The organism is Bacillus sp. bc15, assembly GCF_900142585.1.
GTDB lineage: Bacteria > Bacillota > Bacilli > Bacillales > Bacillaceae_G > Bacillus_A > Bacillus_A cereus.
This window is the reverse complement of record NZ_FRBJ01000013.1, coordinates 1-21,343: the sequence shown is the minus strand read 5'-3', so window position 1 is coordinate 21,343 and position 21,343 is coordinate 1. Positions and strand designations below refer to the sequence as shown.

The window sequence follows — 21,343 nt, the reverse complement described above, 5'->3', positions numbered from 1 at the left end:
CTTGTGCCACAAACCATCACAGTTAAAGTTAAATTGCTTCCAACAAAACAACAAATCATGCTATTGGAACAAAGTAGCCACGAGTATATAAAAGTCATTAATGCCCTTGTATCTGAAATGGTTGAAGCAAAGAAAAGCACGAAGAAAAGTACAAAGGATATTGAGGCTAATATCCCAAGTGCGGTGAAAAATCAAGCAATTAAAGATGCGAAAAGTGTATTTTCTACAAAGGTAAAAAAGAGTAAATACAAAATCGTTCCGATTCTAAAAAGACCTGTTTGTGTATGGAATAACCAAAACTATTCATTTGACTTCACGCACATTTCAATTCCGTTTATGGTAAACGGAAAGTCAACTCGTTTAAAGGTTCGCGCTTTATTAAACGACAAATATAATCGCAATTTCGAATTGTTGAAGCACAAGTTAGGTACACTCCGTATCACTAAGAAATCTGCTAAATGGATTGCTCAAATATCTGTCACGATTCCTACAAACGAAAAAACGGGAACAAAGATTTTAGGAGTAGACTTAGGTCTTAAAGTTCCTGCGGTAGTCATCACAGATGATGATAAAGTTCGTTTCTTCGGGAACGGTAGGCAAAACAAATTTATGAAACGTAAGTTTCGCAGTGTTCGCAAGAAGTTAGGAGAAGCTAAGAAACTAAATGCCCTTCGTCAACTTGATGATAAAGAACAAAGATGGATGCAAGACCAAGACCACAAAGTAAGTCGTGAAATTGTTGATTTTGCAACGGATAATAATATTTCTGTCATTCGATTAGAGCAACTAACGAACATTAGACAGACGGCACGAACAAGCCGTAAAAACGAAAAAAATCTACACACTTGGTCATTCCATCGTTTAGCACAATTCATCGAGTACAAAGCAACATTAGTTGGCATAAAGGTCGAATATGTGAACCCTTCTTATACAAGTCAAACATGTCCGAAATGTTCTGAAAAGAACAAGGCGCAAGACAGAAAATACAAGTGCCAATGTGGATTTGAGAAACATCGTGATATCGTTGGGGCGATGAATATTCGCTACGCAACTGTGGTTGGCGGTAATAGTCAATCAGCCTAAGAACCTATATGGTCTGTCTTAGGAGGGGTGATGGCGCACCCTCATCTTGAAGGCTGTTCAAAACAGAAATGGACTGCGAATGCTTAGTCATTCAAGAACCCCATCCGTTACACCGTAAGGTGTAGGACTTGCGGCTTTAGCCGTGGGAGTGTCAATCTGTCTATTATAAAATGTTAATATTGTTGTTGATATTGTCTTATAAGAAGGAATTCATTTAAGATATTAATTGAAAATATTAATTGGGAGGATGTTAGAAATGGAATTAAATAATGGGGATAGAATTAATATAGAAAAAAGTACAAGTATTAACATGGAAGAAATGGAGTTATTATTGCTAGCCGATCCCTCAACAGAAGTAGTTAATGGGTATCTTAAAAAGGGAGATTGTTTTGTTTTAAAAAAAGATGCTGTTACTGTAGGTATTATGATTTTAATTCCTACCCGAACTGAAACAATTGAGATTATAAATATAGCAGTTTCCGAAAAAGAGCAAGGAAAAGGATATGGGAAATACCTACTTAAATTTGCTATAGATTATGCTAAAAAAGAAAAATATAAAACTATAGAAATAGGCACAGGAAATTCTAGTTTAATGCAATTAGGCCTTTATCAAAAATGTGGTTTTAGAATAACTAGTGTGGATAAGGACTTTTTCTTACGAAATTATAATGAAGAAATATATGAAAATGGTATTCAATGTATGGATATGATTAGGTTAACGCAAAATTTATAAAAATTATTTACATCAAAAAAATCGCAACACCCATTAAATGTAGAGGGTTGCGATTTTTTTGATGTAATGCGTCATTATGATTTATGGGTAGCATTATGGAGTATATGTATTTGAGAATTATTACAAAATCAACAAGTGTTAATAAATTCATCTGTTATGTCAACAATTTGAATATATTTCAAATTGTTTTTTATAATTCAGATAGTTCTTTTTCCATTAATTCTAATAAAAAGTAAAAATATGAAATTCATTCATTTTAGTTATGGTAAATGTTCATTTAAACAACCAACTGATGGGACTTATTGGATAATTATTGGCGTGATTTTTTTATTTATTCAAGGATGAAAATCGTACTAAATGTAGATATAACAACTATTATATTGGTTTAATGATATAAAAATATTCGGTTTTTTAAAAAAGAATTTTCTGAATTGTAAATATTATTATATATTGAGAAAGTAAAAAAATAGAAAAATATCAATTGAATCCCAAAAAATAACGTGTGAATATTATAGATATAAATTACACCTTGATATTTCACATGAATTTCTACAAATTTAGATGTTTATTAAATTAGGAGGATTGATAGTGCTAAAAATGTAGTTTGTTGCTAATTCAGTATTTTATATGCATCCATGGGATTTTAGAACGCACAGTTATTATTTGCTAGTTGGCATTTTAATATCAAATCTTTTGGGGAAGTGATAAGTAATGGTCACAGTATTAAATAATGAAACTAAGAGTTTATTAGTTGAAAAAATTGCAAATAAAAATGCGTGTATTGGATATGTAGGCCTAGGTTATGTTGGACTACCATCAGCTCTTAAATGTTTAGAAGTAGGTTATGCGGTAAGAGGTTTTGATAAAAACTCAGCAAAAATAAGAAAACTAGAACGTGGAATAAGTTATATCAGTGATATTCAAGATACTGAAATCCAAGATGCTTTACATACAAATAGATTTTTTGTTAGTACAGAAATGAATTATATAAACGAATGTGATGTTGTAGTTATATGTGTTCCTACACCATTAGAAAGAACTAGTAAACAACCAGATTTAACATATATTCATTCAGCAGTTGATGAAATAGTTAAATACATTAAAAAAGGTACATTAATTATCTTAGAAAGTACTACTTATCCAGGTACTACAAGAGAAGAAGTTTTATACAAATTAGAAAAGAAAACTAATTTTAAAATTGGTGTAGATATATTTGTAGCATACTCTCCAGAGCGAATCGATCCTGCAAATCAATCGTTTTCAATTCAAGATATTATAAAAATCGTAGGTGGAGTTACATCTAATTGTACCGATTGTGCAGCAGCCTTCTATAGTAATTTAATTAAGGATATTCATAAGGTAAGCAGTCCAGAAGTAGCAGAGACAGCTAAGTTATTAGAAAATACGTATCGTTTTATAAATATCGCTTTTATTAATGAAATGACGCAAATTTGTAATGAGTTAAATATAAATATTTGGGAAGTAATTGATGCCTCAGGAACTAAGCCATTTGGATTTCAAAAATTCTATCCTGGTCCTGGCGTAGGAGGACACTGCATTCCGATTGATCCTATTTATTTTAAGTGGATTGCAAATAATAAGGACTTAGCAACAAAAATGATTGATGTGGCAAGAGAAATTAATGAAAATATGCCTAAATATGTTCTTAATAGAGCACTACAGTTACTAGGTGATCAAGATGGTAAGGATATTCTTATGGTTGGCGTTGCATATAAAAAGAATGTGAATGATGCTAGGGAATCGCCAGCTTTGGATATTATGAATGATTTAATGATAGAAGACTATAACGTGGATTATTACGATCCGTTTATAGAGGAACTCATTGTGGGCGATAACACATTGAAAAAATCTATAGATTTAAACATAAGTCAATTAGACAAATACACTTTAATTATTGTTCATACAGATCATGATTGCATTAATTTTAAATTGCTTAATGAGGTAAATTGTTTAATTTTAGACACAAGAAACATATTTAAAGATGAATCAGTATATAAAAAAAATATTATAAGTTTGTAGGTGATTACATGGTAGAGTTTATTCCTTTTTATCGACCAGAAATCAATGATGAAGATATAGATAGGGTAGTTTCTGCTCTTAAATCTGGATGGCTTTCAAAGGGGCCAAAAGTGATAGAGTTTGAAGAGAATTTAAAAGAATATCTGAATACTGAACATGTAGTAAGTTGTAATTCAGGGACTGCCGCATTACATTTAGCATTACTGTCTCTGGGAGTTGGATTAGAAGACGAAGTAATAGTTCCAAGTTTTACTTTTTGTTCAAGTGTAAACGTTATTATGCATGTAGGTGCAAAACCTGTATTTGTAGACATAGATGAAGAGGATTTATGTCTTGATCTTCAAGATGTTAAAAGAAAAATCACTAAAAAAACGAAAGCAATTATTGCAGTTCACTTTGCTGGATATCCGGCTAAATTAAAAGAACTTCAAAAATTATGTAAAGAATACGGACTGTTTTTGATAGAGGATGCAGCGCATGCATTGGGGACAAAATATGATAATACTTTAATTGGTACACATGGAGATGTTATTTGTTTTAGTTTTTATGCAACAAAAAACATAACAACAGGTGAAGGCGGAGCGTTAGTCACTAAAAATGAATCGATTGCTGAAAAAGCTAGATTATATGGTTGGCATGGTATCACCAAAAATGCATGGAATCGTTATGGTGAGGAAGGAAGCTGGCGTTATGATGTTCTACTACCTGGGTTTAAATATAACATGATGGATCTACAAGCTAGTTTGGGTATTAGTCAGTTAAAAAGAGCTGATGAAATGATTGAAAAACGCAAGAGAATAGCTGAAAGGTACCAAGAGGAATTAAAAGATGTTCAAGAGTATATAACGTTACCTAATTATACTAACGATCCAAGTGTAAAACACGCATGGCATTTATTTGTTATAAAAATTAATTCTAATTCTCCTGTTAGTAGGGATCAGGTAATTCAGGAAATGAAAAAGAGAAATATTGGGCTTAGTGTTCACTTTATTCCTGTTCATATGCATCCGTATTATGAAGAGGGATTTAACGTATATTTACCTAAAACGGAAGAAATATTTAATCAAATTATTTCATTACCACTGTATAGTGCTCTTACAGACAATGAAGTTGAACATATTATAACGTCTTTAAAAAGTCTATATCAATTAAAAATAGGGAGGTAAATATTTATGAAAATTGGGGTTATTGGTGGCAGCGGATTTATTGGTAAGCATGTTACAAAGGAGTTATTAGCAAGGGGTTATGAAGTAGTTATATTTGATAAATTTAAACCAAGTATTGATGTTCCTTTTAAGGAAATTGATATTTTAGATATTGCAACTTTAAGAGAAAATCTTATTAATGTCGATGGGGTAATTCATTTAGCTGCATTAGTGGGTGTTGATAATTGCCGTTTAAATGAAGAAGATGTAGTGAGGGTGAACTTTGAAGGTACGAAAAATATTGTACAGGTTTGTAGCGAAAATAGTATAGAAAAATTATTATTTTCTTCCAGTTCAGAGGTATATGGGGATGGCGTGAGTGTTCCGTTTAAAGAAAATGATATTAAAATGCCAAAATCAGCTTATGGAAAAGCTAAACTAATGTCCGAAGATTATTTGAAAGAATATGCTAGTGATAGTTTCAAAATCAGAGTGGTACGTTATTTTAATGTATACGGTTCACAACAAAATGATAACTTTGTAATTTCTAAGTTTTTAAAACAAGCTCATAGTGGTGAAGATATTACTATTTATGGAGATGGACAGCAAATTAGATGTTTTAGTTATATAAGTGATATTGTTAACGGAACTATACTAGCCTTTGAATATGAAGGAGAGAACTTTGCAGATTTTAATGTTGGCAATAACAAACCTATATCTATGGAAGAACTAGCAATAAAAATTAATGAATTAATGGGAAATAAAAGTAAAATTAAATTTCTTGATTTAGGTGAAGAGGGAGTCAGAAATTCTAGCATTGAAATCTTTAGAAGAATTCCTTCAATAGAGAAAGCTAAATTATTTTTAAACTATCAACCAATTATTTCATTAGATAAAGGACTAGAGAAAATAATAGGGGAGAAGTATGGAAACACAGTATCTATATCCTAAGAACCCAAAGAAAATTAAGTATCCTATATATTCTTCTTTTTGGAGTATATCTGATCATGTGTTTTTTTTGAAAAGTGTATATAGACCTAATGATTCTAACCTTAAAAAAAATCTTCAAGATTTTTATCCGGATGCAGAAATTATATTAACTAATAGCGGTACATCTGCATTAGTGGTTGGTTTAAAGTACTTAAAAGTAGCAAAGGGAGATGAAGTGATTCTATCAAACTTTAATTGTCCTAATGTGATAGAAGCAATATTAACAGTGGGAGCAAAACCTGTATTAATTGATTTAAACACAAATCATTCAATTTCTCTTAATAAAATAAAAAAACATTTGAATGCTAATACAAAGGCAATTATTCTTACACACTTGTATGGATGTCATGACGATTTAGAAATTATTGACTGGGCTAGAGAAAATAATATTTATATCATCGATGATGCTGCACAAGCAATGTTTTCTTATCAAAATGGAAAGCCAGTTGGTAGTTTAGGCGACATTGGTATTTTAAGTTTTGGTGGAACGAAACCAATCCCTAGTATAGGGGGAGGGGCGTTACTACTTAATCGTACCATAAGTGAATTGTGTGACATGGATGAAGAAAAGAAAGAAGAAGTGATTTTAGATTATAAGAATCATTTAAAAACACAATTCGCTATAAGAATAAAAAAGAGTAGAGTACTGAGTTTATTTACTAATTATTGGAGGAAATTCGAGATTCTGCCCTTCTATAATAATAGTAAATTAGATTCTTTACCGGAGAAAGCGGACGTTATAAATCCAAAAAGAATGTCTATAGTACGTTCATTATTAATTGATAAACACCTACAAAAAACAAAGAGGATTTTAGACATAAATATATGTAACGCTAGTCTGTGTTATACAATGCTGCAGGAAATTGAAGAAAAGTATGGCGTTAAGATTATATTTTCAGCTCAGAACGTTTATTTGAACTATTTTACCATTATATTCAAAGAACCATCTGATAGGTATGAGTGTTCTGTACATTTAGCGGAAAAAGGTATACAAACTTGTTGGAATTATTTACCCCTAAGTGAGATCCCTATTTTTTCGAAGTACGCAACTGAGTCAGAAAATATAGATTATTTATGGCCAAGGGTATTATCAATACCTTTTAAATATCCTTTAGTGAATAAGGACCTTAAGTATATATGTAGTCAAATTCTGAAATATTTAGAGAATAAGAATTAAAAGGTGATTATATGGAAATCGAAATATGTACTGACGCCCAATATTGGGATGCCTGTATGGAAGAATACAATGGTTCTGTATTTCATAGTTACGAATGGGGAAAGTTAATGGAATTATTACCTGGTGTTCAATTTTTCCCAGTACTAATAGAAACACGAGATACAGTAGTTTTAACTCCTATGTATGTACAGGATGGTAGGCTTTTGGGAAGTTTAATTGGTTATGGAGGTCCAATAATAATTGGCCAAGACAAAATAGATTTTTCAGTTTATGAATCCATAATAAATAAGAAGTTTGAAAATAAAATTCAAAAGCTTTTATTACCTATAACGATAAATCCTTTTCAAAGTTATAGTAAGGAAAAGTGGGATTATAAAGAAACTTATATGTTAGACCTACCAAATAGGTTTGAGGATTTATGGACATCGTGTTCTGGTAAAGCTAGGACAAGTGTTAGGTATGCACGTAAACAGAATGTTGAAGTTCGTCCTATAACTGTAGCGGAATTAGATGAGTTTTACCAATTATATCAAGAACATAATAATAGTATAGGAGCAAGTTATTCATTTAGTAGAGAGTTTTTTTATCATTTAGTTCTTAATTTACAAGAAAAAATCCTTTTCTTAGGGGCATTCTTAGAAGAAGAACTAATTAGTTCCAGCATTTTTATAATGGATAAACAGGTTTTATATTATTGGATTAATATTAATAATACCAAGGGGAAAAATTCGCAATCTTCATATTTACTACTAAATGATGCGTTTGAATTAGCAATTCATAATAAATTAAAGTATGCAGATTTAGGATATTCACATAATAAAGGGATTGCTAGACCTAAGATATACTGGGGGGCAGCTTTGAAAAAATGTTTTTGTTTAAAAGAGGGGATTTAAACTATGATTATTAGTGGCCACCAACCAAGTTACTTACCTTGGTATGGTTTTTTTGAAAAAATTCATAAATCAGATGTGTTTGTTTTTCATGATATAGCACAATTTGAAAAAAAAGGTTTTTTAAATAGGAATCGTATTAAAACTTCACAAGGGGCGTCTTGGCTAACGGTTCCAATACAAATGAAGAATTATAAAGAAATTCCATTTAATAAGATAAAGATAGACAATACTCAAGATTGGGAACGGAAGCATTGGAAAGCGATAAGAATTAATTATTCTAATGCACCTTACTTTAATGTATATAAGGATTATTTAGAAAGTTTTTATTCAGAAGATTGGCTTGATTTAAATGATATGAACATGAATTTTATTCATTTTATTATCCGTGAATTAAACATTGATACGGAGTTATATTATGTATCAGAGTTAGAAGGGATTACAGGTAAGAAAAGTGATTTTGTATTAGAGTTGTGTCAGAAATTTAATGCCAGTACTTATTATTCTGGAAGTTTAGGGCAAGATTATTTAAACGAAAACGACTTTGAGAATGAGAATATAGAAATTATTTACCAAAGAATAAGAGATTATTCGTACAAGCAATTATTTGGGGAATTTATACCACATTTATCTATTTTAGATATTTTACTAAATTGTGGGCCAAAGGAAACAGAAAAATTAATTAAAGGAGTCTAAAATTCTATGAATGTACTTGTATTTGCCGCTCATCCGGATGATGAAATAATTGGTGTTGGTGGAACAATAGCGAAACACGTGAAACAAGGTGATGATGTACATGTTGTAATACTTGCAGAGGGAAAATCTTCTAGAGCTAAAGAATATAAAGAGCTAGATTTAGAGGTTAAGAACTTATCTTATAAAGAAACGGAGGGGGCATGTACTACACTTGGTGTAAAAAGTTTTGCAAGACTAGATTTCCCTGATAATCGTCTTGATACATTACCCTTACTTGATGTAGTGAAAGAGATTGAACATCACATTAAAAAAATAAATCCTACAATTATTTATACTCAATATGGTGGAGATATAAATATTGATCATACTGTTGTTTACAGAGCAGTAATGACAGCGACACGCCCTCTGCCAAATACTAATATTAAATGGGTATTTGCATATGAAACTTTATCTTCTACAGAGTGGAATTATAATGAAAAAGATAAGTTCCTTCCTAATTATTTTGTGAATATTGAAGATCATTTGGAGGAGAAATTAACTGCGATGAGACATTATGAATCAGAGTTAAGGGAATTTCCTCATCCACGCTCTATAGAAGCAATGAGACATAACGCATTTGTATGGGGTGCCAAATCTGGATACCAAGCGGCTGAGGCATTTATGTTAGTAAGGGGGACATGGTAGGTGAAGAGAATATGTTAATACCACAGGTCCCGTTCTTTGGTTTAGATAGTAAACAGATTGATTTAAAATGGGTTGAAAAAGGCTATGGATTAGAAGCAAATATTTTTGATGGGAAATCTTTATTTGATAACTCATATACAAAAAGGTTTTCTGAGGTCCTTTCTTTTGTTCAAACCCTTAATCTACCCTTGTTAACGCTGCATTTTCCTACTGATAATGCAGACTATCTCAATGATGAATTTATTAAAAAGCAACTATATGAATTTATTGACCTTGCTATAAAGTATAATGCATCTGGTATAACGGTGCATGCTAATCAATTCATGAATGTCGCGGAATTTCAGAGCTATAATCTTCTTGATAATAGAAAAAGGATTATAGAATTCTTTAACATGCTAGATGAAGAAATAAAAGGAACTGATATATGGATTGGCGTTGAAAACCTACCCATTATTGGAAACTTGGGCGATGATTTTGATCCTATATTTATATATCCCGAAGATTTTACTGATTTGGTTAATTTGGAGTTATCTAACGTTGGAATAACATGGGATATATGTCATTGGTCTATAACCTATCTTACACGTTTAGGTATTTCTAAATTATTAAGGCAAGAGGAAATTGAATATAAGGATTTTCATAAGTATTTAAGCTTAATGGATCATATTAAACATTTTCATTTTAGTTCTTTTAAGCATTTAACGATTCCTTATAGTGAGGTACGTTGCTTTGAGGGAGAGAATCCGGTTAATGGATCTATTGATGAAAATTTATTACATGAAACTTTATTAAAAGTGAAGAACAATACCTTGGATAAAAACATAGGAATTGTATTTGAGGTTCAGGAAACTGATTATACGAATAGAAAGAGGTCATGGGAGACTCTTAATTGGTTTCAAAAGAATATTGCTGGTATGCAAACAAAAATGAATTTTTTGGAGATATAAAAAGCAATATCAGTTTATTTATTTTTACATGCAATTTGAGTTAGAGATTATTTTAATGAACCTTTTCTTCTAAGTAAGTGTGTTAGGAGGGAAGGTTTTACTATTAATCTTTTTTTATTATAGGGAGGACAAATGAAGAAACTAATTCTGACAAAGAAGTCTATTGTAACTTTTGGGGTTGTATTGCTTTTCCTTTTTAGTAATTTATCTGGAAAAGCAATACCAGTACATGCTATGACTAAGAACGATCAGCGTTCTCTCATGGCAGATAAGGTTCGTGCTAGTCGAGCTATTGAACATATACGTTTTCTGTCTGAGAAAATTGGTCCACGTCCAAGTGGAACTAAGGACGAACATAAAGCAGCTACATACATTGGAAATACATTGAAAAAATTAGGGTATGAAGTTGAGTATCAGGCATTTCCTGTACCAGATCAATATATTGGGAGTATTTCTTTTAGTATGTATGGAGAAAAAGAATGGCAAGTTGGAGCAGCGTCTAATGCATCTATACCTAAAGATCCTGTCGTGGGACAGGTAGTTTCTATTGGAAAAGAGAATGATATTAAAAATTCACCTGAGCCAATTCATGGGAAAATAGTATTATTAGAACAAGCTGATACGTATGAGAAATATAATGAGCAAGTTGAGTATGCAGCAGAAAAGGGAGCAAAAGCCGTATTGTTATATAGTACGATTGGGGATAGAGGCAACTATGGAGAAGCCTTTAACCCAGTTCTAAAAAAGAAACAATCAATACCTGTATTTGGGCTTGCTTATAATCAGGGAATTAGAATGAAAGAAAAGATAGTGCATAATAAAAATATAGTTAGTTTAAAGGCAAAACACGAAATGAATTTAAGTTCATTAAATGTTATTGCGAAAAAAAAGCCCAAATACAAGACAGACAATGAGGATGTAGCAATAATGAGTGCTCATTATGATAGTGTTATTGGAGCACCTGGAGCAAATGACAATGCTTCTGGCGTAGGACTTTTATTAGAGTTAGCATACAATTTTAAAGATATAGAGACTAATAAAGAAATTCAATTCATAGCCTTTGGAGCAGAAGAAAATGAATCTTTAGGTGCTTACCATTATGTTAATCAGTTATCTACAACAGATAAGAAACATATTCTAGGGGTTTTTAATGCAGATATGATAGCGACAAGTTACCAGCAGGCTAAGGATTTATATGCAATGACACTAGATGGTTCTCAAAATGAAGTAACAAATACTGCGGTAGCCACTAGTAAAGCATTAGGGAAATCGGTTGTATTAACTGGAAAGTTTGATTCTAGTGATCATGTACCATTTTACGAAGCTGGAATTTCCTCGGCACTATTTATTTGGATGGACGTAGAGAGTTGGAATCCCCTTGTTTATCATGTTGAAAAGGTATTCCATACACCTCAAGATAACGTTTTAGAAAATATTTCTCCTCAACGTATGCAGGAGGCACTAGAAATTATAGGGACAAGTTTGTATTACTTTATCAAAAGATAGGTTTTTTCGGAGGTTTTAGCATAGCCAGCTAAATTTAGATTTTAATAATAATATAGTAAAACTTTTGTTGGGATAAAAATATACTTTGAGCATAGGCGAGGTAACTATATGAGGAGTACATGGAAAGAATTAAGGGGGATGGACCTTAATGTCTGGATCCGCTTTATCGGGGAAGCTTTAAATGGTATTGCAATGATGATGTTAATGCCATTTTTTGCATTATATTTGAAGGACAAGGTGGATTCTCTACTTGAGGTAGGCATAATTATAGCCTTATCTCCAATTGCAGCAAGTTTTGGTTCATTAATTGGAGGGCATATAGCGGATACTTATGGACGGAAACCAACTATGGTACTCTCTATGGCCAGTAATGGGCTACTAATGCTTGTCTTTTTGTTTATTGATAGTTTTATAGGGTATGCCATTTTATCAATTGGTTTAGGGCTATGTAATTCTTTCTTTGAACCAGCGGCATCTGCAATGGTTACCGATGTAACAGAACCTGAAAAAAGAACTGAGGCATATGGATTACTTAGAATGGCTCATAATATAGGAGCTGCGATAGGCCCTATAATTGGTGCAGCAGTTGTGGTTGTATCAAAAGATGTCATATTTTTGATTACTTCTGGAACCATGCTGTTTTATACAATATTAATGTTATTGTTTCTAAAGGAAACAAAACCTAAAAATATAATGATACATGAGGAAACACATAAACAGTCAATAAGATTTACGTTAAGAGTTGTTATAAGAGATAGAATATTTCTATTCTATATAGTGACGGGAATCATTATATTTATGGGATTCTCACAATCGGAAGGTATGTTACCACTTCATTTTAGTAATGAGGATACAATGATTTTTGGAAATAGTAATCCATTTCCATATTTAATGACTTTAAATGGCTTATTGGTTGTATGTTTTCAATTTCCAATTTCAAAGTGGTTAACTCACAAATCAATTGGTAAATCAATGCTATATGGTGCCATTCTTTTTGGAATTGGCCTTTTAGCAATAGGATGGTTACCAAAGTGGTTTCATGTAATAGACGCAAATGATTTAGTTATCCTAAGCTCATTATTAATAGCTTATACAGTTTATACAGTAGGGGAAATGATTATGTCACCTGTCCAAATGACATTTGTTGCTAATATAGCTCCAGAACATTTGAGGGGGACTTATATGGGAGCAGCTAATCTGCAATGGATTACAGGTAATGTATTTGGACCTCTTCTAGGTGGTGTATTACTGGATCAGCTTTTAGGGCATATGTTATTTACAATCTTAGGTGTAGGTTGTATTATTTCTGGATTTGTTTACTTACTTTTAGATAGACTTATTGAGAATAGAAGTAAAGAATTACCTATAAAACAAACATCTTAATTTTAATATTGTTAATGAGTTGAAAATTAAATTTTATGTTTTAAGAATTAAATAAAGTGCACGTTTATTATTAGTAAATGTGCACTTTATTTATTAGTATTTAAAAACTCGTATATATATATTAGGTTACGACCTAAGTATATAAAAGTAATTTACTGCTTCTTTTAATCAATTACAACTAAACTTCTTGACCTATCAATATGATTAAGTAACATACGATACTCTTCTTCGTACATAGTTACACGTTGTAGAAGGGACTGGTTTTCTGTTTCTAAATTTTTTATTTGGTTTTGTAAGTTTGTAAATTCATTTGTTTTTTTATAATTTTGTAGAAAAAGAATAATATCCTCTAATGTCATAGATAAAGAGTTTGTTTCTTTTTTTTGTTGAGAGGGAGAAATATTGTTTCCCACTTTTCGATTTTGTTTTGCTTGTTGTATTTCCTCTTGGTATTGTTTTCTTACGTATGAATTCCAACGAAATCCACAAGCTGCAGGTGTCCTATTTAGTAGTTTTGCTACTTCTTTGAATGCAGCTAACTGTGTTCCACCGTTACAAATATTCTGGAGTACTGTTGATGCGAGAAGTAAATCGTTATCGTTAGTCCAGGAGTCTTGTCTTGAGATTACCACGTTTTAACCTCCTTATATGCTTTATATTACATATATGCAATTACTTAAAATGATAGAAGTCCAGCTTTTCTTAATTTAACTAGTAGTAAGTTGATAAAAGTATGTATTTTTTAAACGCGAAATTGTATAAAGGATCCTTAATTTTGTTTAGGTATTTGTAGGAGTTAAAAGGATTTTGGGTTGGTTATGATATAATAAGGTTCAAGTATACTAAGGGGGATTAATTAAATGATTTTTCAAAGCATGATTACAGCTATTATAGAAAAATTACAAGAGACGGTGAATCCCTATTGGATAATTGTATTTGGATCAACGGCTGAGAATAGAGAACGGGAAGATAGTGATATTGATATAGCTTATGTAAGTGATACAACTTTAGGGAATTATGAACGTTTTTTATTAGCACAGGAGTTAGCTAACATTGTTCATAGAGATGTTGATTTAGTTGATTTATCCGAAGCTTCTACAGTTTTTCAAGCTCAGATTATACATACAGGAAAGACAATATTTTGTTCGGATGAAAAGCGTAAGGTTATTTTTGAAATGAAAACCTTAAAAATGTATTCAAAATTGAATGAAGAACGACAGGTAGTATTTGATGATATAAAGAAAAGAGGTTCTATATATGAAGAATGAGGTTATTTTAAATAAAATTTCTACAATAGAGCGTTGTATAAAAAGAATCCAAGATGTGTATGGAAATGACCCTGAAAATTTAGAGGACTTTACAAAACAAGATTCAATAATATTGAATATACAAAGAGCTTGTGAAGCGAGTATTGATTTAGCAATGCATATTGTTGCAGGGAAAAAATTAGGACTACCCCAATCTAGTCGAGAGGCCTTTGATTTATTGGTTACAGCAGGATTACTTAGCGCTGATCTAGCAAATAAGTTAAAGGCGATGGTTGGATTTCGTAATATTGCTGTTCATGATTATCAAAGTGTAAATTTAGATATTGTTCGTCAAATTATTGAAAAACATTTAACTGATTTTAAACTATTTACAAAAGAAGTAATGGGGATATTGGAATTTTAGTAAAAAGAACAGAATAATAGGGCTAAGAAAGAAAGTAATTCTATGATTCCCAAACCAGCTATTGAAACAATCACTTAATTTCGTAAGAAGAAACGTGGTCATAAGATGAATTTGTTTATGTTGTAGTGAGGCTTTGCATGAGATGTGTGTAGATAAATAGTAGGGAAAATATCCATACACAATTTTATCAACAAATAAGTAAATATTTTCAAAATAAATTTTTATACATATAATGTATATCCAAAACAAAAAAGTTTCCGTAAGGAAACTTTTTTGTTTTGGGTGAATTTATAGCAGTTAATTTATATACAGTTTTTGAAAAAAATGATGACTCATGTCAAATCATCTTCATTTACACGAACATGAACGTAGTATAAAAATGAAGCATATCCAAAATAATTAAAGGGGCTGAAAAAATGATTAAAAAACTTATTATTAGTTCTATTGCTTTAGGTGCAACAATAGGAGTGAGCAAACCTACATTTGCTACTACAATACATTCTCCATCACAGTTTAAAGAAACTCGAAATGTTCATGTGCAATCCCTGTATTCTCCATGGCAGTATTTAGGGCAAACTTCAAGGAAACTTCAAATTAAAAGTAAGGATCCAAAAGTACTAGCTTTTGAACTAGCAAAAGAAGCACCGTTTTACGAAGAAGAATTAGTAGACATATGTTCTGAAATTTTAGATGCAAATGTAGATGTTGTATATTGGACAAGTAAGGAATGGGTTAGATTTGAAGAAGGAAATTATGAATTTAAACATGAAATTAAAATTTTTAGAGATAAAGAACGTCAGCAATTAATTACGACACTAGAATCTTAGTTCTTTTACAAAAAAGAAGCTATCTTTAGTATGCTATTCTCCCCTCATAGTAGATAGGAAAAAGAAAACACATTAACCTATTTATTATGGAGGGGATTTTTCTATGGGGTAAATTAGAATTACTTGCTATGCAAAATGAAAGGAAAAGGAAGTAGGTGTATACTTAAAAGAAGATATAAAACTGTTAAGAAAGAAATAGACATTTATTATCCAATTGTAAGATGTTAAATGAAATGATTCGAAACTTTAGGTACTAAAGAACTAGAAGAAGAACGTGGGAAAGCAAAAGGGTTATGTTTAGGTAGAATGAAACCTAAAGGTTCGGGTACTAAGACTAAACGATTGGAAGAAGAGGATGGGATGTTAGAAAAATGAAGGAAAGTATGTTGCGAAAGTAAAACTTTTAGGATAATGCACATAAAAAAGACTTCTTCATCTATCATAAGTCCGCAAATATATACAATGTTATAATCATCAAAGATTTCAAGAGATATTAAATAACCTGAGCCCATACAAATATAGACTCAGGTGGCTTAGCTGTGTTTTGAAAATACTGTCTACCTGACAAATCCCTCTCTTTTATTCTTCAAATAAACAGACTAAAACAAGACTATTTAGAAGTATTAGTGAATTAGCCTCTCTTTAACTTTTATTTCGTGTCTCTTAGCTTTAATAAGTACAAACATAATTCATTAATCTATATTACCTTTAAAACATTTATAAATTTGATGCTATAAAAGCAATAGAATTATGTAATAAGTGAATCAAAAAAACAACTCCAAAAGCAGACATGGTAACCTGATATTTTGCATTCTTTTTTTTATATACCCAATAAGCATAGTTATATAAAAGACCAATTATCGTTGTACCAACTATATAAGTGATTCCATATTGATGATTTAATCCAAATATAAATGAAGCTATTAAAATGATAAGGTAATCGCGATTTTTAATGTAAGGAATCCAACTTAATAGCCAAAATAAAAATACTTGAAAAACTACTGTTTCATACATAGGTGCCGCTAATACCCCTAATAAAACTTGAAGAATAAGAGGTGCTTCTGTTATTGGGTTTTTTTGTATTTCAGGTAAGAATAGATCTAATGGTATTACAAATAAAAATGATCCTAATAAAATAAGAAAAATAAAAGAAATTGTAGGCAAAGCAAACATAAATCTATTTATTTTTTTGAGCATATATATTTCTCCTATAATTTTTTATTACATCTATACGAAAAGTAATAAATAATTGAGTCTCTTTTTGTTTGACATGTTTTTGTCTACTATTGATGAAAACCGTTCTGTAATTGAATTCTTGGCTTATATGTAGGTGTAGCGATAAAGTAGGGATATATTAACACCATATTGTTAATATTAAAATATTAAAGAATTAAGTGAGATATTAAGGTCACACCAATTTTATAATGAATATAATATCAAGCCCGTTAAGGAAATATGCTGTATAGGACACGCTTGTACTTTTTATTTTACTATATGAATATTTAAGTGCATATAGTTTTGAAGGAGTATGTATTTTTGCATTTTTTAATACAAAAGTTTTTTATTAAAAATTTACTTTCTGCGCTACCTTATATGAATTTAAGACAATTGAAGGATAAAGGCCAAAAGAGTCCGAGTTCAGATTGTACAGGTAAATATTATAATGTTATAGAAAAATAAGGAAAAAAGTTATAAAATAGGAGATTGAATTAAACTTTCAGGTTTTATTGTTCTGCAAGATAAAAATAACTAAAGATGAGGCTCTTAAAAATTCTTATCTTTATTTAAAACTAACGATATTATAAAAAATCCTCGCTGAAGGTACTGAAACAAATCTAATTTGAAAATCTTTAGGAGATAAATATGGAATTTTAAATATTCTTAGTCGTCTATTAAACATTATAGCAATTATTATAGGCAAATCTTTTAATATCATTGATTTAGAAGAAATCAGTACAAATAGAAAAGATGAAGTGGTAGAAGTATTACGTCTTCCTTTTAATAGATTTCCAGGAGCAGCTGGACATATAAAAGATGAAATTGTAAATGAAAAAAATTGGAACGTTTGGTTGAACGATTAGTATGCTATTTTAAAGTTTAAATTAATAACAGAAAGAGAACCTCTTAATATGTTACTACTTTGTTTTTGTATTGTTGAAAATAAGAAAGGAGAAATCAATGAAAAAATATTGGCATAAGCTATCGTTGCTTCAAAAAAATGTATTACTAACGGTATTAGTAATTCTGACCCTTGTTGGAAGTATGGGAGCGTTAAGTTTTAATATGTTTCAAAGTAGTATGATGTCTATATTTGAGAGGCAGTCTTTTGAAACAGGTGATGCGGTATTAAATCAATTAGATCTAGAAATAGTAAAAGATGTAGCAAAAGACCCCACAGCTCAAAGAGTGAAGAAAGAAAAATTGACAGAGCAATTAGATAAAGCTATAAAAGATATGAAAAGTGTTGGGCAAACATATGTTACAGGAGCCAAGCTAAATGATAAAGCTGAATTACAAATAGTAGCTTTGGATACAAAATTAGCAAATACTGTTTCTGTCAAACCAGGTGAAGATTATGAGCAGCCTACTTATTGGATGAAAACATATGATAAAGTAATACAAACAAAACAGGCACAAATGACAGAAGTGTATGAAGATGAATTAGGGTTCTGGGTAACAATTTTAGAGCCAGTTACAGATGAAAATAAAAATATAATTGCAATTGTTGCAGCGGATTTGGATGCTTCTATTATTCCTCTTACAAAGAAACAATTTATGATACAAGGTTTACTATTTATTATAATTTCATTAACAATCGCAATTACAATTCAAATATTTATCTCACGAAACTCTCTATCGCCTTTAAAGGATTTACAAGAAGGGTTACGTAAAGTTGGTGAAGGGGATTTAAGTATTAAATTGAATGAAAGATCTGATGATATAGGAATAACTAATATCTATTTTAATAATACTATTAAAAAGTTTAATAGTATTATAGATAAAGTAAGGCAGACTGCTGAACAGGTGTCGACATCTTCACAGGAATTGTCGGTAAGTACAAAAGAGAATAGCATAGCCTTTAAAGAAATTGCAAGTGCTATTACAGGATTAAATTTAGGAGCACATTCTCATGAATATGTAGTGCAAAAATGTTTAGGGATTGTTCAAGAAATGGAAAGTAAGATGAAAGAAATTAAAGGAGCTGCAAGACAAGTTGGCAATGCTTTGGAAGACATGGACCAGCATTCTGTAGAAGGAAAAGATTTGATTAAGCAAATCGTGAATCAAATGAAAAGAATCAAAGATACAGTTCAGGATGTATCTTCTAGTATTTATGCAGTAGAAGTACGATCTAAGGAAATTCATGAAATTCTTACTGTAATTACAACCATTTCAAATCAAACAAATTCATTAGCTTTAAATGCTTCTACTGAATCCTCATGTGCTGGAGAGATGGGAGAAGAATTTTCAGGTGTTGCGGACGAGGTACGTATATTAGCGGAAAGAACCGAGGCATCTGCAAGGGATATAGCTAAATTAATTGGTGAAACCCAGGCTGAAGCAGAGAGAGCTGTAAGATCCATACAGAAGAGTTCAAAGGAAGTTGAATCAGGAATAACACTTGTTCAAAGTAGTGGTGCTTTCTTTGAAAAGATTTCAGAATCTGCACAATCTGTTACAAATCAAATTAAAGCGAATTCGAGTAATTCAAGAGATGTTTTAGAAAATAGTCAATCTATTGTTCAGATTGTAAATGAATTATCACATATTGCAAATACATATGAGTGTAGCAGTAGTAATGTTGAGATAAGTATGAAAGAGCAAGAAATGTATGTACAAGATATTGCAGAGCTGGCAAATTCTTTAAATTGGCTCTCCCGAGAATTACAGGAGTTAATAGGAGGGTTCAAAATTAAGTAGGATAGAAGAAGGTGTAGGTATGACCTATACCTTTATTTATTCCCACATAAGGGATGAAAGCTTAGATATATATGTAAAATAGTTAAAAGAGTAATTCTTTTGCATATTCCAATGGAAATAGAGCATTATATTACCAAATAAATGGAGGTGTGTTAGAAATGCAAATTCGAGAAAATAATAATTCAAACGAGATTTTGGTAGCAGCGGCAGCAAGTGCAATTGAGCAAATGAAGTATGAAATTGCTCAGGAGTTTGGCGTTACACTTGGACCAGATTCAACATCACGAGCAAATGGTTCAGTAGGTGGAGAGATTACGAAACGTTTAGTTCGTATGGCGCAAGAGCAGTTATCGGGTCAATATAAAATTCACTAAAGTTAAAGGTATATCCCATTGAAGGGATATACCTTTTTAATTTTCTTTTAAAGAGGATCGTTAAAATTTTTATTGTTGGTTAAGTTTAGAAACTGCAAATTTAGCTGTGAAATTCATTTTCTTCATGTAAGAAGAATTTACTCCTGCTTGAAATTGTACAGAAATATTACCGTCTTTTTGTGCTTTGAATACGCGACCATATGGTGAATTAGCATTGTATGTGCCAATTACTTGATTATCTGCATCAAAGACTGTATAAGAAATTGGGAAGCCGGAATTTTGTACAAAAACTGTAAGTTCTTCCCCTTTACTAAGATTAAATGATTCTTTTTGAGAAACTTCATAGGAATTCATAGAGTAATATTTTGTAACTTCTTGAATTTCTAAATTCGTAGTTGCTGCACTCGCTTTTGGTGCCTCTGCTCCTGGTAAATTCATACCTGATAGTACTGCAATTCCTAGTGCCCCTGCTAAAATAGCTTTTTTCATAATGCTAGTTCCTCCTTTAATATATTCTGAGATTTGAAAAGAAAGTGAAATTACCACTTCTTGAAACCATTATAGTTACAATGAGAATGATTTTCAATATAGTTTGATATGTAATTCTGCATACATAAGGTGGCGATATAAGACAATCTATCTGAGATTTAGAATATTCTTAGAAGAAGAGGAGGACAGATTTTTAAAACTATGAATGGAATTGTAGCTGTTTTTTTACATACGTCGGTTTTATAAGTAAATATTTCGTTGAGTTTATTTTTGTTCGTTTGCTTTAAATGAAATATTTTAATGTTGATAAAGTTTTATAATTTGGGATTATTAAACAAAAATGAGATATTGTATGTTATGCTAGAGGAGCAACAAAGCAAACCATCCTGATAATATTGTGTATATTTATCCTATGTATGTCGTTTGTATTAGAAATGAGAAGTCTCTTTAAAAAGGGGCTTCTTATTTTTGTTTGGAGGGGGTATTACAGATGATTGATTACTATCAAATTTTTTTAATTACTATGACAGGCATTGCCTTATTTTTTTATATACAACATGCTGGAAAACCAACGAAAAGAAACAAATGGATATTCTTTGTTGTAGTATTTTTATTTTTCTTTTTGAATTACTTATTTCTTAAATTCGTATAGGTAAATGTAGGTGGTGATACGTTATTTTATAATAGATATTTTTTAACGAATTTCCCGAAAGAATTCTCCTTCCTCAAGCGTGTGAAGGGCGTAGCCCAACGGTAGGTGGGAGATGAATTTCGGTTTGGCGTAGCC

The 21,343-nt window shown here is 31.1% G+C and carries 20 protein-coding genes; 17 read left to right on the top strand and 3 right to left on the bottom strand.

Annotated elements, in window-relative coordinates:
* The first annotated feature begins 3 nt into the window (after nt 1-3).
* From BUA87_RS26355 to BUA87_RS26300, 12 genes are all read left to right on the top strand, one after another.
* Nucleotides 4-1,083, top strand: coding sequence for an RNA-guided endonuclease TnpB family protein (locus BUA87_RS26355; RefSeq protein WP_072941294.1), 1,080 nt, complete (start codon nt 4-6; stop codon nt 1,081-1,083).
* A 256-nt stretch (nt 1,084-1,339) separates the two neighbouring features.
* Nucleotides 1,340-1,816 carry a GNAT family N-acetyltransferase gene (locus BUA87_RS26350; RefSeq protein ID WP_000422450.1) on the top strand — a complete coding sequence of 159 codons (477 nt, stop codon included), beginning with the start codon at nt 1,340-1,342 and terminating at the stop codon, nt 1,814-1,816.
* 711 nt (nt 1,817-2,527) lie between these two features.
* Nucleotides 2,528-3,856, top strand: a complete 1,329-nt coding sequence (locus tag BUA87_RS26345; protein WP_072941292.1) for a nucleotide sugar dehydrogenase — start codon at nt 2,528-2,530, stop codon at nt 3,854-3,856.
* An 8-nt stretch (nt 3,857-3,864) separates the two neighbouring features.
* Complete coding sequence (locus BUA87_RS26340; protein ID WP_072941289.1) at nt 3,865-5,022, top strand: DegT/DnrJ/EryC1/StrS family aminotransferase; 1,158 nt, start codon at nt 3,865-3,867, stop codon at nt 5,020-5,022.
* Nucleotides 5,023-5,028: 6 nt separating this feature from the next.
* Complete coding sequence (locus BUA87_RS26335; RefSeq protein ID WP_000690429.1) at nt 5,029-5,952, top strand: NAD-dependent epimerase/dehydratase family protein; 924 nt, start codon at nt 5,029-5,031, stop codon at nt 5,950-5,952.
* The gene (locus tag BUA87_RS26330; RefSeq protein WP_000449974.1) at nt 5,927-7,168 is read left to right on the top strand and encodes an aminotransferase class V-fold PLP-dependent enzyme; all 1,242 of its coding nucleotides are present in this window, start codon (nt 5,927-5,929) and stop codon (nt 7,166-7,168) included. Before BUA87_RS26335 ends, BUA87_RS26330 begins: the two co-directional genes overlap by 26 nt.
* Before the next feature lie 11 nt (nt 7,169-7,179).
* Entirely contained in the window at nt 7,180-8,061 is an 882-nt protein-coding gene (locus tag BUA87_RS26325) for a GNAT family N-acetyltransferase (protein WP_000401944.1), read from the top strand.
* A gap of 3 nt (nt 8,062-8,064) precedes the next feature.
* The gene (locus BUA87_RS26320) at nt 8,065-8,754 is read left to right on the top strand and encodes a WbqC family protein (protein WP_071714920.1); all 690 of its coding nucleotides are present in this window, start codon (nt 8,065-8,067) and stop codon (nt 8,752-8,754) included.
* Nucleotides 8,755-8,760: 6 nt separating this feature from the next.
* Entirely contained in the window at nt 8,761-9,438 is a 678-nt protein-coding gene (locus tag BUA87_RS26315; RefSeq protein WP_072941284.1) for a PIG-L deacetylase family protein, read from the top strand.
* Nucleotides 9,439-9,449: 11 nt separating this feature from the next.
* Nucleotides 9,450-10,385: a TIM barrel protein gene (locus tag BUA87_RS26310; protein ID WP_072941383.1), complete on the top strand. Its 936-nt coding sequence runs from the start codon at nt 9,450-9,452 to the stop codon at nt 10,383-10,385.
* A gap of 132 nt (nt 10,386-10,517) precedes the next feature.
* Nucleotides 10,518-11,891 (top strand): M28 family peptidase, encoded by a 1,374-nt coding sequence (locus BUA87_RS26305; protein ID WP_072941280.1) that lies wholly within the window; start codon nt 10,518-10,520, stop codon nt 11,889-11,891.
* Between the two features lie 108 nt (nt 11,892-11,999).
* Nucleotides 12,000-13,274: an MDR family MFS transporter gene (locus tag BUA87_RS26300; protein ID WP_025118683.1), complete on the top strand. Its 1,275-nt coding sequence runs from the start codon at nt 12,000-12,002 to the stop codon at nt 13,272-13,274.
* A 164-nt stretch (nt 13,275-13,438) separates the two neighbouring features.
* Here the strand turns inward: BUA87_RS26300 and BUA87_RS26295 are convergent, their stop codons facing one another.
* Entirely contained in the window at nt 13,439-13,906 is a 468-nt protein-coding gene (locus tag BUA87_RS26295) for an RsfA family transcriptional regulator (RefSeq protein ID WP_072941278.1), read from the bottom strand.
* A gap of 228 nt (nt 13,907-14,134) precedes the next feature.
* Here BUA87_RS26295 and BUA87_RS26290 point away from each other — a divergent pair, with 228 nt between their 5' ends.
* The 3 genes from BUA87_RS26290 to BUA87_RS26280 all read left to right on the top strand — a co-directional run bounded on the left by BUA87_RS26290 (nt 14,135) and on the right by BUA87_RS26280 (nt 15,772).
* The gene (locus tag BUA87_RS26290) at nt 14,135-14,542 is read left to right on the top strand and encodes a type VII toxin-antitoxin system MntA family adenylyltransferase antitoxin (RefSeq protein WP_000577226.1); all 408 of its coding nucleotides are present in this window, start codon (nt 14,135-14,137) and stop codon (nt 14,540-14,542) included.
* Nucleotides 14,532-14,945 (top strand): type VII toxin-antitoxin system HepT family RNase toxin, encoded by a 414-nt coding sequence (locus BUA87_RS26285; RefSeq protein WP_000787540.1) that lies wholly within the window; start codon nt 14,532-14,534, stop codon nt 14,943-14,945. Before BUA87_RS26290 ends, BUA87_RS26285 begins: the two co-directional genes overlap by 11 nt.
* 416 nt (nt 14,946-15,361) lie before the next feature.
* A complete protein-coding gene (locus tag BUA87_RS26280) occupies nt 15,362-15,772 on the top strand; it encodes a hypothetical protein (protein ID WP_016513563.1) in 411 nt (136 codons plus the stop codon).
* 717 nt (nt 15,773-16,489) lie between these two features.
* Here BUA87_RS26280 and BUA87_RS26275 read toward each other — a convergent pair.
* A complete protein-coding gene (locus BUA87_RS26275; protein ID WP_071714923.1) occupies nt 16,490-16,969 on the bottom strand; it encodes a CPBP family glutamic-type intramembrane protease in 480 nt (159 codons plus the stop codon).
* 981 nt (nt 16,970-17,950) lie between these two features.
* Here BUA87_RS26275 and BUA87_RS26270 point away from each other — a divergent pair.
* The gene (locus BUA87_RS26270; protein ID WP_071714924.1) at nt 17,951-19,693 is read left to right on the top strand and encodes a methyl-accepting chemotaxis protein; all 1,743 of its coding nucleotides are present in this window, start codon (nt 17,951-17,953) and stop codon (nt 19,691-19,693) included.
* A 158-nt stretch (nt 19,694-19,851) separates the two neighbouring features.
* The gene (locus tag BUA87_RS26265) at nt 19,852-20,067 is read left to right on the top strand and encodes an alpha/beta-type small acid-soluble spore protein (protein WP_001167052.1); all 216 of its coding nucleotides are present in this window, start codon (nt 19,852-19,854) and stop codon (nt 20,065-20,067) included.
* Between the two features lie 69 nt (nt 20,068-20,136).
* Here the strand turns inward: BUA87_RS26265 and BUA87_RS26260 are convergent, their stop codons facing one another.
* Entirely contained in the window at nt 20,137-20,556 is a 420-nt protein-coding gene (locus BUA87_RS26260) for a hypothetical protein (protein ID WP_029443236.1), read from the bottom strand.
* Nucleotides 20,557-21,343 lie beyond the last annotated feature (787 nt).